This window comes from Roseomonas rosulenta (assembly GCF_016106005.1).
Lineage (GTDB): Bacteria > Pseudomonadota > Alphaproteobacteria > Acetobacterales > Acetobacteraceae > Neoroseomonas > Neoroseomonas rosulenta.
Genome location: NZ_JACADR010000011.1, coordinates 13,859 through 28,058, shown reverse-complemented (window position 1 = coordinate 28,058; position 14,200 = coordinate 13,859). Strand labels below are relative to the sequence as shown.

Here is a 14,200-nt window from a genome sequence, read left to right as displayed (position 1 = left end):
CTTCCCCCATCCCCGGCCGCGCGGCTAAGGTGGCCGACTTTCCAGTGGGAGAATGCCAGACAATGACCGCGCGTGGCTGGAGCCCCGATTCATGGCGGGCGATGCCGATCCGGCAGGTGCCGGACTACCCTGACCAGGCGGCGCTTGCCGCGATGGAAGGGAAGATCGCGCGATTTCCCCCGCTGGTTTTTGCAGGCGAGGCCCGGCGCCTCCGGTCAGCACTCGCACGCGCCGGCGATGGCCAGGCCTTCGTGCTGCAGGGCGGGGACTGCGCCGAGAGCTTCGGCGACTTCACCGCCAACGTCATCCGCGACACCTTCCGCGTGCTGCTGCAGATGGCGGTGGTGCTGACCTTCGGCGGGTCGGTGCCGGTGGTGAAGCTCGGGCGCATGGCGGGGCAGTTCGCCAAGCCGCGGTCGTCGGACAGCGAGACGGTCAATGGCGTGACGCTGCCATCCTATCGCGGGGACATCATCAACGGCCCGGACTTCACGCCCGAGGCGCGCATCCCCGATCCGGCGCGCATGGAATTCGCCTACATGCAGTCGGCCGGGACGATGAACCTGCTGCGCGCCTTCGCCACCGGTGGCTATGCGGACCTGCACCATGTCCATCGCTGGAACCTCGGCTTCGTCGAGCGCAGCCCGCTCGCCAGCCGCTATACCGACCTGGCCACGCGCATCGACCAGACGCTGAGCTTCATGCAGGCCTGCGGCATGTCCGACCTGCCCCAGGTGCGCGAGACGGATTTCTACACCAGCCACGAAAGCCTGCTGCTGCCCTATGAGCAGGCGCTGACGCGCATCGATTCCACCACCGGCGATGCCTATGCCTGCTCGGCGCACTTCCTGTGGATCGGCGACCGCACGCGCCAGCCCGACGGCGCGCATGTGGAGTTCCTGCGCGGGGTGAAGAACCCGATCGGCATGAAGGTCGGCCCGTCGATGGATGCGGACGAGCTCGTGCGCCTGACCGAGATCCTTAACCCGGCGAACGAGAAGGGGCGTCTCACCCTCATCTCCCGCATGGGGGCCGACAAGGTGGGCGCGAAGCTGCCGCCGCTGCTGCGCGCCGTGCAGAGGGCCGGGCGCAACGTGGTCTGGCTGTGCGACCCGATGCACGGCAACACCACCACCGTCGCTGGCTACAAGACCCGCGCCTTTGACGCCATCCTGGCCGAGGTGCGCGCCTTCTTCGACGCGCACGAGGCGGAGGGCACCATCGCCGGCGGCGTGCATGTCGAGATGACGGGCTCGGACGTCACGGAATGCCTCGGCGGCGCGCATCGCCTGTCCGAGACGGACCTCTCGGCCAATTACGCGACCTCCTGCGACCCGCGGCTCAATGCCGAGCAGTCTCTGGAGCTGGCCTTCCTCATCGCTGAGGAGCTGAAGGCCCGCCGCGCCGCGGGACAGGCCGCGCCGGCCCAGGCGGCGCAGTGAACAAGCCGCCGCCCCTCGGCGGCACCACGCTTGGTGCCGCCCTGGCGACCGGGGTTCCGCGGCGGGCGGCGCCGGAGGCTCCGGCTGCCGATACCTCGGATGCGGTGATCGCCGCGCGCACCGATTCCTACTTCAACCGCACCAAGGCCATCGTGCAGCGCTTCGGCGATGCGCGCGTGACCTATGCGGTGTTCCTGCGCCGGCCGGTGGTCTCCGCGCCACGGCTGATGCTGGACTGGCTGCGCGCCGTGGCGACGGCGCGCGGTGTGGCGATCGACATCGAGCTGATGCACGAGGAAGGGCAGTGGGTGGGGGCGGGCGATCCGCTGCTCTACGTCACCGGGTCCTTCGTCGCGCTGGCGGACCTCGAGACCATCCTGCTGCAGAAGCTCGGCGCAGCCTGCGTCGCTGCGCACAACGCCTACCAGATGTGCCTCGAGCTGCCCGGCGTGGCCTTCCTGGCGATGGAGGCGCGGCACTGCGCCGGCGCCGAGATGCAGGAGATGATGGCCTATGCCGCCGCGGTCGGCAGTCGCGCCGCGCAGAAGGAAGGGGCGAGGGGCTTCATCGGCAACGCCAACGACGCGACCGCGCATTGGTTCGGCCAGGATGCCGGGCGCGGCACCATGCCGCATGCGCTGATCGGCTACGCCGGCAGCACCGTGCGTGCCGCCGAGATGTTCCACGAGGCCTTCCCCGCCGAGGCCCTGACCGTTCTGGTCGATTACTTCGGGCGGGAGGTGACGGACGGGCTGGCGGTCGCCCGCCGCTTCCCGGAACTCGCTGCAGAGGGCCGGCTCGCGATGCGGCTCGACACCCATGGCGGTCGCTTCCTCGAAGGGCTGGACCCCGCGGAATCCTATGCCGTGCTGGAACGCCACGCGCCGGGCGCGATCCGCCGCTATCGCAGCGAGACGGAGCTGCGCCACCTGGTCGGCACCGGCGTTTCCGCCGCCGCCGTGTGGCGCATGCGCGAAGCGCTCGACGAGGCCGGCTTCCCCAGGGTGCGAATCGTCGTCTCCTCCGGCTTCGGCGTGGGCAAGTGCCGCGTCATGCACGAGGCGAAGGCACCCATCGACGTGGTCGGCACCGGGTCCTTCATTCCCGATGTCTGGAGCGAGACCTACGCCACCGCAGACATCGTCGACTACGACGGAGCGGCGCGGGTGAAGGTCGGGCGCGAATTCCTGCTGCGGCATGGCGAGGCGCGCCGGAAGAACGGCGCCCCCGCATGAGGATCGCCCGACGCGTCGTGCTGGGGCTGCTCCCGGGCCTGGCCCTCGCGCAGGGGGCGCATCCGCTCGCCCCGGGTGGGCGCATGCGCGTGGGCGTGGGCATCGCCCCGGTGTCCTCCGCCTTCTGGGCCAGCCGCGACGCGGGCGGGGAACCGCGCGGCGTGACCGTCACGCTGGCACGTGCGCTCGCGGCGGATGCGGGCGCCACGCTCGACCTCGTGGCGCTGAACTCCTCTTCCGAAGTGGTCGACGGCATCGCCGAGAGCCGGCTCGATGTCTCCTTCGTGCCGATGGATGCCGAACGCGCGCGCCGGGTCGGCGTCGGGCCGAACTACTACCTTTCGGTCTCGACGCTGGCGGTGATGCCGGGTGTCGCGATCACCCGCGTGCAGGATGCCGACACGCCGGAGCTCACCATCGTAGGCGTGCGTGGCACCACCACGCTGCGCAGCGCCGAGCGCGCCTTCCCGCGTGCCCGCTTCATGGCGGCGGTAGGCGTGCCCGAGGCGCTGGGATGGATGCGCGAGGGCCGGGCGCAGGCCGTCGCCCTCGGCATGGAATCCCTGGTCACGCTGCTGCCGCAGGTGCCGGGGCTGCGCATCCTGGACGGGCATTTCCACGCGCTCGGTACCGCTATCATCGTCCCGCCCGGCCGGCCGGAGGCGCTCGCCGCGGCCTCCGCCTGGATGGAGCGCGCCAAGGCCGACGGCACCGTGCGCCGCGCGCTGGACGCCGCGGGCATCGACGGTGCCGTCGCGCCCGCCGGCTCCCGTTTCGAGGGCTGAGCCGTCGGCGCGCCGGCACCTGCGGCGACCAGCGCAGCGCGGACGCGCGAACGGCGCATCGGCTTCGCGTGCGCCTTCGGTGTGCTGTTCGTCTGGACCGGCTTCCTGCTGACCGCACGGCTCTCGCCGCACCAGGGCCTCGCACCCATCGACACGCTGATGCTGCGCCATGGCGGGGCCTTCGTCGCCGCGCTTGCGTTGGTGGCGGCCCGCGGCTGGCCGCGCCTGCCGCCGGGGCGCGGGCTGGTGCTCACGGTCTTCGCCGGCTTCGGCTTCCCCTATGCCGCCTACCTGGCCTTCACCTTCGCGCCCGCGGCGCATGGCGGGGTCATGCTGCCGGGGATGCTGCCCTTCCACATCGCGCTGGTCTGGTGGATCGCCTTCGGGGAAGGCTGGACGGCGCGGCGGCTCGTCTCGCTCGCCCTGGTCGCGACCGGCGTGGGCCTGCTCGCCTTCGACACCTTCCGCGACCATCCGGGGGCTTGGCGCGGCGACCTGATCTTCCTCGCCGGCGGCATGTCCTGGGCCGTCTACATGGCCTTCGTGCGCCGCTGGGGGGTCTCGGCGCTCGATGCGACGCTCGCGGTCGCGCTCTGCGCGGCGCCGGTCACTCTGGTGGTGTGGTGGAGCGTGGCGGGCCTGCAAGGCTTCGCGGGCGTCTCCGCCGGCGCGCTGGCCTTCCAGCTTGTGTACCAGGGCGTCTTTGCGGTGCTGGTGGCGGGCTTCCTGTTCACCCGCGCGATGAATGCGCTGGGGGCGGCGACGACCAGTACCATCACCTCCCTGGTGCCGGGCATGACGGCCCTGGCGGCGTGGCCGCTGCTGGGCGAGCCGCTGGGCGCGGCGGGCCTGGCCGGTGTCGCGGTGGTGACGGCGGGGATGGTCTTCGGCGTCGCGGCCTCGCGTTGACCCTGTGGCCCCCCATCCCTAGGTTCCGCCCATCATGGCCGACACGCTGAAGATCGCGCTTGCCCAGATCAACACCACGCATGTCGGCGCGCTGCGCGCCAATGCGGAGCGCATCCGCGCCGCACGGGCGGAGGGCGCGCGCCTTGGCGCCGACCTGGTGGTGACGCCGGAATTCTCGGTCGGCGGCTACCTGCCCGAGGACCTGGTGCGCAAGCCGGCCTATGTCGCCGCCTGCGCCGACGTGATCGCCGCACTCGCCGCCGAGACCGCCGATGGCGGGCCGGGGCTGATCGTGGGTGGCCCCTGGCAGGATGGCGACAAGCTCTACAACGCCGCCTTCCTGCTGGAAGGCGGACGCATCGCCGCCCGCCGCGCAAAGCACGAGTTGCCCAACTACGGCGTGTTTGACGAGAAGCGCGTCTTCGATGCCGGGCCGGTGCCCGGCCCCATCCCCTTCCGCGGCTTCCGCATCGGGCTGATGGTCTGCGAGGATTGGTGGCTGCCCACCGTCGCCGAGACGCTGTGCGAGACCGGCGCGGAGATGCTGCTCTCGATCAACGGCTCCCCCTTCGAGGCCGACAAGCACGAGAAGCAGCGCCTGCCGCTGGCGGTCGCGCGCGTGGTCGAGACCGGGCTGCCCTTCGTCTTCCTGGGCCAGGTGGGCGGGCAGGACGAGATCGTCTTCGACGGCGCCTCCTTCGTGCTGAACCCCGACCGGTCGCTCGCGCAGCTGCTGCCGATGTTCGAGGAACACGTCGTGCTGACCGAATGGCGGCGCGAGGGCGAGCGCCTGGTCTGCACGCCGGGCGAGGTGGCGCGCCTGCCCGATCGTCTCGGCCAGATCTATGGCGCGATGACGCTCGGCCTGCGCGACTACGTGGACAAGAACGGCTTCCCCGGCGTGGTGCTGGGGCTTTCGGGTGGGATCGATTCCGCCATCTCGGCCGCGGTCGCGGTGGATGCCTTGGGCGCAGACCGCGTCCATGCGGTGATGATGCCATCGCCCTACACCAGCGGCGAAAGCCTGGAGGACGCGGCGGCATGCGCGCGCCTGCTCGGCATCCGCTACGACACCATCGGCATCGGCCCGGCGATGGAGGCCTTCGGCGCGATGCTGGCGCCGGCCTTCGGCAACCGCCCGCCTGACATCACCGAGGAGAATATCCAGTCGCGCATCCGCGGCGTCACGCTGATGGCGCTGTCCAACAAGTTCGGCTCGATGCTGCTGACCACCGGCAACAAGTCGGAGATGAGCACCGGCTACGCCACCATCTATGGCGACATGGCCGGCGGCTATTCCGTGCTGAAGGATGTCTACAAGACCATGGTCTTCGCGCTGTGCCGCTGGCGCAACGCGCATCGCCCCGCGGATGCGAAGGGCCCCGATGGGCTGGTCATGCCCGAGCGCGTCATCACCAAGCCGCCGTCCGCCGAGCTGCGCCCCGACCAGAAGGACCAGGACAGCCTGCCGCCGTACGACGTGCTGGACGCCATCCTGGAAGGGCTGATCGAGGGCGAGAAGTCGGTCGATGCGCTGGTCGCCGAAGGCCATGACCGCGCGCTGGTCCTGCGCGTGTGGAAGCTGCTGGACCGCGCCGAATACAAGCGCCGCCAGGCGCCGCCGGGGGTAAAGATCACGCCACGCGCCTTTGGCCGCGACCGGCGCTACCCGATCACCAACGGCTTCACGGCGCTGGTGTCTTGAGCAGCAAAGCCTATACCTTGGAGCAGGCCGCCGCTGTTATCGAGACGGTGGATAGTGCCGGTCTCGCGAGGGTTCGAGATAACGTCCGTAGATATTTCGCCGACAGGCCCGACGAACTCGCTCGCCTAGAGGCCCTTGTCGACGAACGGGCAAGGCCGGCGCGGAAAAGTAAAGCCGGAGGGAGGCGGCGCGAGCGAGTTCATGGTACGGATTTGATGCCACGAAGTCTAGGTCGCACTGACATTCTTCTCGCCATCGACGAATACCTGAAGGATCCTAAAGCGTTCTTCGATCAGGCTAAGGCCAGGGAACCAAAGTGGGTCTACTTGGTTGATGAAGCCGACCAGCGCGAGACGCGTTATCCATTGAAAGCTATCGGTCTGCGTCTTCTTGGCTACGAGGCGCGCGATTGCACAACGAACGATATTGAGCGCCTTATCGATTTCGAGGGGCTTGGTTTCAGAGTGATCAGAACGCTCGCCCGTCCTGTAGAGGATGGAGAAAGCGCGTGAGTCAGGAATTCGAGGCGCAGGTCTTCCCGCAAGGCGACTTCGCCGTGCAGATCATGGACATGTCCGGTGCCAATGGCTCCGAACCGGTCGAGACGGTGACCGGCTTCGAAAGCATCGAGCACGCCAACGCCTTCGCCCGCCGCTACGTGCGCGATTCCGTCGAACGCTGCCGCGCCCCGGGCATGGACGCCAAGGCCGTGCTCGACGCCTGGTTCGCCTATGGTGAGGATGCCGAGGTGCTGGGTGCGGGCGACGATGGCTGGGTCAGCCGCTCGGAACTGAAGGACTTCGCCGATCAGCCTGTGCGCGACGCCGAAGACCGCAACTGGCGCGTGCTCGACCCCCGCCGCGACGCGGATGACGCGGACGAGGAGGAGGCGTGAGCGGCTTCCAGGTGCTTTGCGGCGACTTCGCGCATGACCAGGAACCGGACGAGGAATGGTCCGTGGACGGCTTCGCCAGCGCCGAGGCGGCGGCCGAATACGCCCGCCGCTTCGTGCGCGACCAGGTCGAGGCGCTGCGCGGCGAATACGCGACGTCCGAGGCGTTGCGCGAGGCCTACCTGTCCTTCGGCGAATACGCGATCGCGCCAGCCTTCGAACTGAAGCCCTGGCTCGACCACTGCATCGCCACCCCCGCCACGCGCCGTGCCGACACCGACTACCAGGCGATCGATCCGAACCGATGAAACTCCGCTTCGCCCCTTCGCCGACCGGGCTGCTGCATGTCGGCAATGCCCGCGTGGCGCTCGCCAACTGGCTGCATGCACGCCGGCATGGCGGCGAATTCCTGCTGCGGCTCGACGACACCGACCTCGAACGCTCCAAGCCCGAATTCGCCACGGCGATCGAGGAGGACCTGCGCTGGCTCGGCCTCGACTGGAGCGAGCGGGTCGCGCAGTCGGACCGTCTCGACCGCTACGCCGCCGCGGCCGAGGCGCTGAAGGCCGCGGGCCGGATCTACCCCTGCTTCGAGACCGAGGAGGAACTCGCCTACAAGCGCGAGCGCCGCCGGCGCGAGGGCAAGCCGCCCTTGTACGACCGGGAGGCGCTGCGCATGACGCAGGAGCAGATCGAGCGCGCCATCGCCAATGGCAAGCAGCCCTATTGGCGCTTCATGCTCTCCCCGCGCAGCGTCGCCTGGCACGATCTGGTGCTGGGGGAGCGCAGCGTGAAGCTCTCCGCCATCTCCGACCCCGTGCTGGTGCGCGCGGACGGATCGCCGCTCTACACCTTCACGAGCGTGGTCGACGACCTCGAGATGGGCATCACCCACGTGATCCGCGGCGAGGACCACGTCACCAACACGGGCATCCAGCTCGACCTTTATGCCGCGCTCGGCGGCAACCCGATGCACCTGAACTTCGCGCACCTGCCTCTGCTGACCGACCAGGAGGGTGGGGCGCTGTCCAAGCGCCTGGGCTCGATCTCGCTGCGCCACCTGCGCAAGGACGGCATCGAGCCGGCGGCGCTGGCGGGCTACCTGGCCGCGCTCGGCACCTCGGCCGATCCGGTGCCGGGGCTGCCGCGCGACCTCGCGCCCGCCTGGGACATCGGCCGCGTCTCGCATGCCAGCGCGCGCTTCGACACGCGGCAGATGCTGGCGCTGAACCGCCGCGTGCTGCACGAAGCCCCCTTCGCCGCGGTTACCGACCGCCTGCCCGAGGGCGCGGACGAGGCCTTCTGGCTCGCCGTGCGCGGCAATCTCGACCTGATGCGCGAGGCCCGGCCCTGGTTCGACGTGGTGCGCGGCACGATCGTCCCACCGGTGCAGGAGGGCGAGGCGGATTTCCTCACCGCCGCGCTGGCCGCCCTGCCGCCCGAACCCTGGGACGGCGCGACCTGGGGCGCCTGGACCGGCGCGCTCAAGGCCGCCACGGGCCGCAAAGGCAAGGCGCTGTTCCTGCCCCTGCGCCTGGCCCTGACGGGCGAGGAGCACGGCCCCGACCTCGGCACGCTGCTGCCCCTGATCGGGCAGGACCGGGCGGCGCTGCGCCTCAGGATCTCATCGGGCGCTTGAACCGCGCCGGGCTTCGGCGCACAAAGCAACCCATGTCCGCGTCCAGGCCCCGCGCATCCGCGCTCTGTCGCTGAACCGCCCCTGCGGGGAAGGTCCTTCCCCGCGCGCCTGCGCCACGCCCACGACCTCCGACGCCTGACGGACCGCCATGACAGACCTCTTCCTCCATGACAGCGCCGCGCGCACGAAGCGTCGCTTCGTGCCGATCGATCCGACCCATGTGCGGATGTATGTCTGCGGCCCGACGGTCTACGACCTGGCCCACCTGGGCAATGCCCGGCCGGTCGTGGTGTTCGACGTGCTCGCGCGGCTGCTGCGGCGGATCTACCCGCGCGTGACCTACGTGCGGAACATCACCGACGTGGATGACAAGATCAACGCGCGCGCCCGTGAATCGGGCGAGCCCATCGCCGCCATCACCGCCCGCACCACCGCCGATTTCCACGCCGACATGGCCGCGATCGGCGCCCTGCCGCCGGATGTGGAACCGCGCGCCACCGGCCACATCGCCGAGATGATCGCGCTGATCGAACGCCTGATCGCCAATGGCCACGCCTATGCGGCGGATGGGCATGTGCTGTTCTCAGTGTCCTCCTTCGCCGAGTATGGGAAGCTTTCGGGCCGCACGCCGGATGAGCTGCTGGCCGGCGCGCGCGTCGATGTCGCGCCCTACAAGCGCGATGCCGGGGACTTCGTGCTGTGGAAGCCCTCGGACGAAGCCACGCCCGGCTGGGACAGCCCCTGGGGCCGCGGGCGGCCGGGCTGGCATATCGAATGCTCCGCCATGTCCTGGAAGCATCTCGGCGAGGAGTTCGACATCCATGGAGGCGGCCACGACCTGATCTTCCCGCACCACGAGAACGAGGTCGCGCAATCCGTCTGCGCCTTCCCCGGCCACGCCTTCGCGAACTACTGGCTGCACAACGGCATGCTGCTGGTGGATGGCGAGAAGATGTCGAAGTCGCTCGGTAATTTTTTGACGGTGCGCGATGTGCTCGCCAAGGGATGGCGCTTTGGCGAGGCCTTCCGCCTGCTCCTGTTGCGCACGCAGTACCGCCAGGCGCTCGACTTCACGACTGCCGGCCTCGAGGAGGCAAAGTCCGAACTCGACAGCCTCTACGCCATGCTGGATCGCGCGCCTGAAGTCGCTGATTCCGATACCGTGAGGCGCCTCGCAGAATGGGCGCTGGAGCCGCTGTTGGACGATCTCAACACGCCGCTCGCCCTGGCGCGCCTGCGGGACCTGCGGACCGTCGAGAACGTGCTGACGATCGGTGGCTCGACCAGTGCGGTAATGGACCGCCTGCCGATGCCGCGCGCGCCCATGATCGGTGAGGCCGCCGCGGCGATGCGGCGCGCCGGTGAGGTTCTCGGCATCGGTCAGACCGATCCGCAGCATTGGCTCAAGGCCGCCACCCATAACCTCTGGGCCGAGCCAGGCGCGTTCAGGGTGACCGCCGGCGACGCGACGCTCCGGGTAACGCGTGCCGACGGGACCATGGAACTGGACGTCGAATCCGCCATCGCTGCCCGCCTCGCTGCCCGCAAGGCCAAGGACTGGGCCGAGGCCGACCGCATCCGCGACGAGCTCAAGGCGCGCGGCATCATCCTCGAGGACGGCGCCGGGGGCACCACCTGGCGCCGCGCTTGACCTTCCGACGATGGGAAACCCCAGCCTCCCCGGCGGTCACAACCCGCCGGGAAACACACCCATGAACCGCATTGTCATCACCCTCGCCGCCGCCCTTTTCGCACTGCCCGCCGCCGCGCAGCAGGGCCACCAGGGCCACGGCGCGCCAGCCGCGCGCGGCACGCAGGAGACCGCCTCGACGCGGGAATTCCGCGCCGCCAACGACCGCATGCATCGCGACATGGGCATCCGCTACACCGGCAATGCCGATCGCGACTTCGCCGCCGGGATGATCCCGCACCACCAGGGAGCGATCGACATGGCCAACGTGGTGCTGCGCCACGGCAGCGATCCGGAGATGCGCGCCCTGGCGGAATCCATCATCCGCGCGCAGGAGGCCGAGATCGCGCAGCTGCGCGCCTTCCTCGCGCGCACCCCGCCGCGATGACCGGCGGGCGGAAGGATGGCCGTGCGGCGCTGACGCCGCCCGCCGGCGAGACACCGATCGTCGTCCTGGTCCGCCCGCAGATGGCGCGCAACATCGGCAGTACGGCGCGCGCCATGGCCAATGGCGGGCTGTTCCATCTGCGCATCGTGGCCCCGCGCGATGGCTGGCCGCAGCCCGATGCCTATCCTTCCGCCTCGGGCGCGGATGCCATTCTCGATGCCGCGACGGTCTTCGACAGCGTCCCCGCCGCGGTCGCCGACTGCCACCGCGTGCTCGCCACCTGCCCGCGTCCGCGCCATGTGGTGGTGCCTGTCCGCACCGCGCGCGCCGCGGCCGAGGACCTGCGCGACATCGCCGCCCGCGGCCTGCGCGCCGCCGTGCTGTTCGGCCCGGAACGCGCGGGGCTCGAGAACGAGGACATGGCCTGCGCCGACACGCTGGTCCGCTACCCGCTCAACCCCGAGCACATGTCGCTGAACCTGGCCCAGGCCGTGATGATCCTGGCCTATGAATGGTGGACGGCGGCCGAGGCGACGCCGCCGCGCGTGCTGATGACCAACGAGACGCGCATCGCCACCAAGGGCGAGCTCGAGGGCTTCCTGAACCGCCTGGTGGCCGAGCTCGATGCCACCGGCTTCCTCGACAACCGCGAGAAGCGCCCGGGCATGGTGCGCAACCTCCGTCACTGGTTCGAGCGCGGGGAAGTGACGGAGCAGGAATTGCGCACGCTGCACGGCGTGGTGACGGAACTCTCGCGCGGGCGCATGCGCCGCGGCCGCCCTGAGAAGGACGACGCGCCGCCGCCCTGGCGCAGCTAGAGCTTGCGCGCCAGCTTGCGTGCCAGCAGCAGCCCGAGCCCGCCTGCCACGGGTGCGGCCGGCAGCACCAGCAGCCAGCCCGCATGGGCGCCGTTCACCGCGAGGCCCAGCCCCACGCCCAGCATCAGCCCGCCCACCAGCGAACCCACCACGCCCGCCGTGAGGCCGAGCACCAGGATCTCTTCGCGCGTCACCATGGCGCGGGAGTAGGGGCGGGGCCCGAGGTTTGACAAGCCCGGGGCGCTGCCCCTATCAGGCGCCTCCTTTCCGGGAATGTGGACGGGCCCTTGGGGTCCGCGCCCGCCGAAGCCCCGCCGGGGCCAAGGACTACCGGGACAACAGCCCGTATGGGGCACAGCAAGAAGGCCCGTCCGCGCAACGCGGCGGGATGCAGCGCATGACCAAGCGCGCCGAATCCAAGTACAAGATCAACCGCCGCCTGGGCGTGAACCTCTGGGGTCGCGCGAAGTCGCCGCTCGCCAAGCGCGAGTACGGCCCCGGCCAGCACGGCCAGCGCCGCAAGAACAAGCCGACCGACTTCGGCATCCAGCTGATGGCCAAGCAGAAGCTGAAGGGCTACTACGGCAATATCGGCGAGAAGCAGTTCCGCAAGTACTACGAGGAAGCGGTGCGCCGGAAGGGCGACACCTCGGAGAACCTGATCGAGCTGCTGGAGCGCCGGCTCGACGCCGTCGTCTACCGCATGAAGCTGGCGGTCACGCCGTTCGCCGCGCGCCAGTTCGTCAACCACGGCCATGTCACGGTGAACGGCAAGCGCGTGAACATCCCCTCCTACCTGGTCAAGGACGGCGACCAGATCGAGGTGAAGGAGAAGTCGAAGCAGCTCGTCGCGGTGCTCGACGCGGCGCAGAGCAGCGAGCGCGATGTGCCGGAGTACATCGAGGTCGACCATCGCGCGATGCGCGGCAAGTTCCTGCGCGCGCCGAAGCTTTCGGACGTGCCCTACCCGGTGCAGATGGAACCGAACCTGGTCGTCGAGTTCTACAGCCGCTGATGCAGATCGGCGCGACGCCGCCGGCCCGGCTGCCTGTCGGGCAGTCCGGTCGGGGGCGTCGCGGATGATCGAACTGCAAGACCCGCCGCAGGACAGGCCCGCAGCCCGCCCCCTGCAGGCGGCCATCGACTACTTCGCCACGGGCATGCGCGGGGTCCGCGGCTTCCTGACCCAGGGCAGCTCCTTCGCGCTGCTCACACTGCTCGAAGTCCAGCGCCGGGACGGTATCCGCGGGCCGATCACCGAGATCGGCACCTTCCACGGCAAGGCCTTGATCGGCTTCGGCCTCGCTACCCTACCCGACGAGGCGGTGGTGGGTGTCGACCTCTTCGTGGTGGGCACCGAGGATTTCGAGGCGTCGCTGCGCACGAACTGGGACAGCGTCGGACTGCCGCTGGCGCGGCTGTGCCTGCACCGCGGTTCATCGATGGAACTCGGCACGCAGGCCTGGGCGGCGCTGCTGGCCGCCCCCGCGCGGCTCGTGCATGTGGATGGCGAGCACACGCGCAGCGCCGCCGCGCACGACCTGGCGCTGGCCGCGTCCTTCCTGGCGCCCGGCGGCGTCATCGTGGTCGATGATGTCCTGCATGCCTGGTACCCGGACATAACCCTGGCCGTCGCGGCGTTTCTCGAGGCCAACCCCGATTTCCGCGCGTTCGCCATCATCGATCGCGAGGCCGACCTTATGCGGGGCGGCGCCAAGATGATGATCGCCCGGCGCGAGGATGTGCCCCGTTATGACGAGGCGCTGCGCTTCTGCCTGCCCCGCAGCATCGTGAGACGCACGGCCTTCGCCGGTTCCACCCCGCTGGTCATCGCCTTCGCGCCCGACCACGTGAAGCGCCTGTTGCCTCTCGCCGCACGCTGAATCGCCGCTGCCGCAACGGTAGATGAAGACCCTGCCCAACGCCGGGGTGGCTACGCGCGGCGTCCTATTCGTCCAATAGAGAAGAATCATCCCTCCGATTGGTATCGAATGGGTGAAATTTTCCTCACACTATCATCTTGAAGTTTTTTCCTCTCCTGCGTTAGGCTGCGCCAGCGCTGTAGCATCCCGCGGCAGCGCCGACAGTCTGGTGCCAGGATCGCGCATGAACGTCATCGCCGCCCGCGGCAGCCTCGATGCCATGGTGGCCGGGATATCCGCCGCGCTGCTCGGCAACGCCGGCGATCCCTCGGCCGCGGTGGCCGAGGTCCTGGGGCTCCACGCAGCGGATCCATTGCTGCTGCGTGGCCGCGACTGTCCATGCCGCGCCGAGGGCTACATCCGACACCTGCTGCACGAGGATGCGGCACAAGGCTGGGCAGTCGCCGCCCTTGTCTGGCGCCCGGGCCAGATGTCGCCCATCCATGCCCACAAGGCCTGGTGCGCCGTGGGCGTGCATCGCGGCCTGCTGACCGAGACCTTCTACGCCCCCGGCGACGACCCCGAATACCCGGTCCAGGTCGCGGCCGTGCTGCGCCGGCCTGGCGATACCTCGCACGGGCCGGCGCGCGCGGATGCCATCCATCGCCTGGCGAATCTCGGCACCGAGACCGCGGTCTCGATCCATGCCTATGGGCTGCCGTATTCCCGCTTCTGCACCGACCTGAACCGCGTCTTCGCCGCCTGACGCGCCGCGCCGGGCCGGGCATGGCTGGCCCGCGCGCCGGCGCCGTATCGCGCGGCGGCGCGGCGGGGC

General features: G+C 70.0%; 16 protein-coding genes. 15 read left to right on the top strand and 1 reads right to left on the bottom strand.

The features are described from left to right. Positions 1 to 62: 62 nt before the first annotated feature. The 12 genes from HW578_RS03425 (at position 63) to HW578_RS03370 (ending at position 11,503) form a co-directional block, all read left to right on the top strand. The gene (locus HW578_RS03425) at positions 63 to 1,442 is read left to right on the top strand and encodes a class II 3-deoxy-7-phosphoheptulonate synthase (protein WP_198369125.1); all 1,380 of its coding nucleotides are present in this window, start codon (positions 63 to 65) and stop codon (positions 1,440 to 1,442) included. A 104-nt stretch (positions 1,443 to 1,546) separates the two neighbouring features. After that, complete coding sequence (locus HW578_RS03420; protein WP_198369141.1) at positions 1,547 to 2,677, top strand: beta/alpha barrel domain-containing protein; 1,131 nt, start codon at positions 1,547 to 1,549, stop codon at positions 2,675 to 2,677. Beyond that, complete coding sequence (locus HW578_RS03415) at positions 2,674 to 3,462, top strand: transporter substrate-binding domain-containing protein (RefSeq protein WP_198369124.1); 789 nt, start codon at positions 2,674 to 2,676, stop codon at positions 3,460 to 3,462. Before HW578_RS03420 ends, HW578_RS03415 begins: the two co-directional genes overlap by 4 nt. A gap of 81 nt (positions 3,463 to 3,543) precedes the next feature. Beyond that, positions 3,544 to 4,371: a DMT family transporter gene (locus tag HW578_RS03410; RefSeq protein ID WP_369407808.1), complete on the top strand. Its 828-nt coding sequence runs from the start codon at positions 3,544 to 3,546 to the stop codon at positions 4,369 to 4,371. A 34-nt stretch (positions 4,372 to 4,405) separates the two neighbouring features. Next, the gene (locus tag HW578_RS03405; protein ID WP_198369123.1) at positions 4,406 to 6,076 is read left to right on the top strand and encodes an NAD+ synthase; all 1,671 of its coding nucleotides are present in this window, start codon (positions 4,406 to 4,408) and stop codon (positions 6,074 to 6,076) included. Continuing rightward, positions 6,073 to 6,588 (top strand): hypothetical protein, encoded by a 516-nt coding sequence (locus HW578_RS03400; RefSeq protein ID WP_198369122.1) that lies wholly within the window; start codon positions 6,073 to 6,075, stop codon positions 6,586 to 6,588. The genes HW578_RS03405 and HW578_RS03400 overlap by 4 nt, the downstream gene beginning before the upstream one ends. Further along, positions 6,585 to 6,971 carry a hypothetical protein gene (locus HW578_RS03395; protein ID WP_369407807.1) on the top strand — a complete coding sequence of 129 codons (387 nt, stop codon included), beginning with the start codon at positions 6,585 to 6,587 and terminating at the stop codon, positions 6,969 to 6,971. The genes HW578_RS03400 and HW578_RS03395 overlap by 4 nt, the downstream gene beginning before the upstream one ends. Then, positions 6,968 to 7,276, top strand: a complete 309-nt coding sequence (locus HW578_RS03390; protein ID WP_198369121.1) for a hypothetical protein — start codon at positions 6,968 to 6,970, stop codon at positions 7,274 to 7,276. The genes HW578_RS03395 and HW578_RS03390 overlap by 4 nt, the downstream gene beginning before the upstream one ends. After that, positions 7,273 to 8,607: a glutamate--tRNA ligase gene (gene gltX / locus HW578_RS03385; protein ID WP_198369120.1), complete on the top strand. Its 1,335-nt coding sequence runs from the start codon at positions 7,273 to 7,275 to the stop codon at positions 8,605 to 8,607. The genes HW578_RS03390 and gltX overlap by 4 nt, the downstream gene beginning before the upstream one ends. Positions 8,608 to 8,755: 148 nt before the next feature. Further along, positions 8,756 to 10,258, top strand: coding sequence for a cysteine--tRNA ligase (gene cysS / locus HW578_RS03380; RefSeq protein ID WP_198369119.1), 1,503 nt, complete (start codon positions 8,756 to 8,758; stop codon positions 10,256 to 10,258). Positions 10,259 to 10,319: 61 nt separating this feature from the next. Continuing rightward, complete coding sequence (gene copM, locus HW578_RS03375) at positions 10,320 to 10,685, top strand: CopM family metallochaperone (RefSeq protein WP_198369118.1); 366 nt, start codon at positions 10,320 to 10,322, stop codon at positions 10,683 to 10,685. Then, complete coding sequence (locus tag HW578_RS03370; protein WP_198369117.1) at positions 10,682 to 11,503, top strand: RNA methyltransferase; 822 nt, start codon at positions 10,682 to 10,684, stop codon at positions 11,501 to 11,503. The genes copM and HW578_RS03370 overlap by 4 nt, the downstream gene beginning before the upstream one ends. On the opposite strand, the gene HW578_RS03365 is transcribed toward HW578_RS03370, so the two are convergent. After that, positions 11,500 to 11,700, bottom strand: a complete 201-nt coding sequence (locus tag HW578_RS03365) for a hypothetical protein (RefSeq protein WP_198369116.1) — start codon at positions 11,698 to 11,700, stop codon at positions 11,500 to 11,502. The genes HW578_RS03370 and HW578_RS03365 overlap by 4 nt on opposite strands. A 200-nt stretch (positions 11,701 to 11,900) precedes the next feature. On the opposite strand from HW578_RS03365, the gene rpsD reads away from it, so the two are divergent. The 3 genes from rpsD (at position 11,901) to HW578_RS03350 (ending at position 14,131) form a co-directional block, all read left to right on the top strand. Next, positions 11,901 to 12,518: a 30S ribosomal protein S4 gene (gene rpsD / locus HW578_RS03360; protein ID WP_198369115.1), complete on the top strand. Its 618-nt coding sequence runs from the start codon at positions 11,901 to 11,903 to the stop codon at positions 12,516 to 12,518. Positions 12,519 to 12,582: 64 nt separating this feature from the next. Beyond that, on the top strand, positions 12,583 to 13,386 hold the full coding sequence (locus tag HW578_RS03355) for a class I SAM-dependent methyltransferase (protein ID WP_198369114.1): 804 nt from the start codon (positions 12,583 to 12,585) through the stop codon (positions 13,384 to 13,386). Positions 13,387 to 13,609: 223 nt separating this feature from the next. After that, a complete protein-coding gene (locus tag HW578_RS03350; RefSeq protein WP_198369113.1) occupies positions 13,610 to 14,131 on the top strand; it encodes a cysteine dioxygenase family protein in 522 nt (173 codons plus the stop codon). Positions 14,132 to 14,200 lie beyond the last annotated feature (69 nt).

Bases quoted from the DNA above. Each gene is read 5' to 3' on its own strand.
- HW578_RS03425 (WP_198369125.1), top strand. From the start codon at position 63: ATGACCGCGCGTGGCTGGAGCCCCGATTCATGGCGGGCGATGCCGATC.
- HW578_RS03415 (WP_198369124.1), top strand. From the start codon at position 2,674: ATGAGGATCGCCCGACGCGTCGTGCTGGGGCTGCTCCCGGGCCTGGCC.
- HW578_RS03405 (WP_198369123.1), top strand. From the start codon at position 4,406: ATGGCCGACACGCTGAAGATCGCGCTTGCCCAGATCAACACCACGCAT.
- gltX (WP_198369120.1), top strand. From the start codon at position 7,273: ATGAAACTCCGCTTCGCCCCTTCGCCGACCGGGCTGCTGCATGTCGGC.
- cysS (WP_198369119.1), top strand. From the start codon at position 8,756: ATGACAGACCTCTTCCTCCATGACAGCGCCGCGCGCACGAAGCGTCGC.
- copM (WP_198369118.1), top strand. From the start codon at position 10,320: ATGAACCGCATTGTCATCACCCTCGCCGCCGCCCTTTTCGCACTGCCC.
- HW578_RS03370 (WP_198369117.1), top strand. From the start codon at position 10,682: ATGACCGGCGGGCGGAAGGATGGCCGTGCGGCGCTGACGCCGCCCGCC.
- HW578_RS03365 (WP_198369116.1), bottom strand. From the start codon at position 11,700: ATGGTGACGCGCGAAGAGATCCTGGTGCTCGGCCTCACGGCGGGCGTG.
- rpsD (WP_198369115.1), top strand. From the start codon at position 11,901: ATGACCAAGCGCGCCGAATCCAAGTACAAGATCAACCGCCGCCTGGGC.
- HW578_RS03355 (WP_198369114.1), top strand. From the start codon at position 12,583: ATGATCGAACTGCAAGACCCGCCGCAGGACAGGCCCGCAGCCCGCCCC.
- HW578_RS03350 (WP_198369113.1), top strand. From the start codon at position 13,610: ATGAACGTCATCGCCGCCCGCGGCAGCCTCGATGCCATGGTGGCCGGG.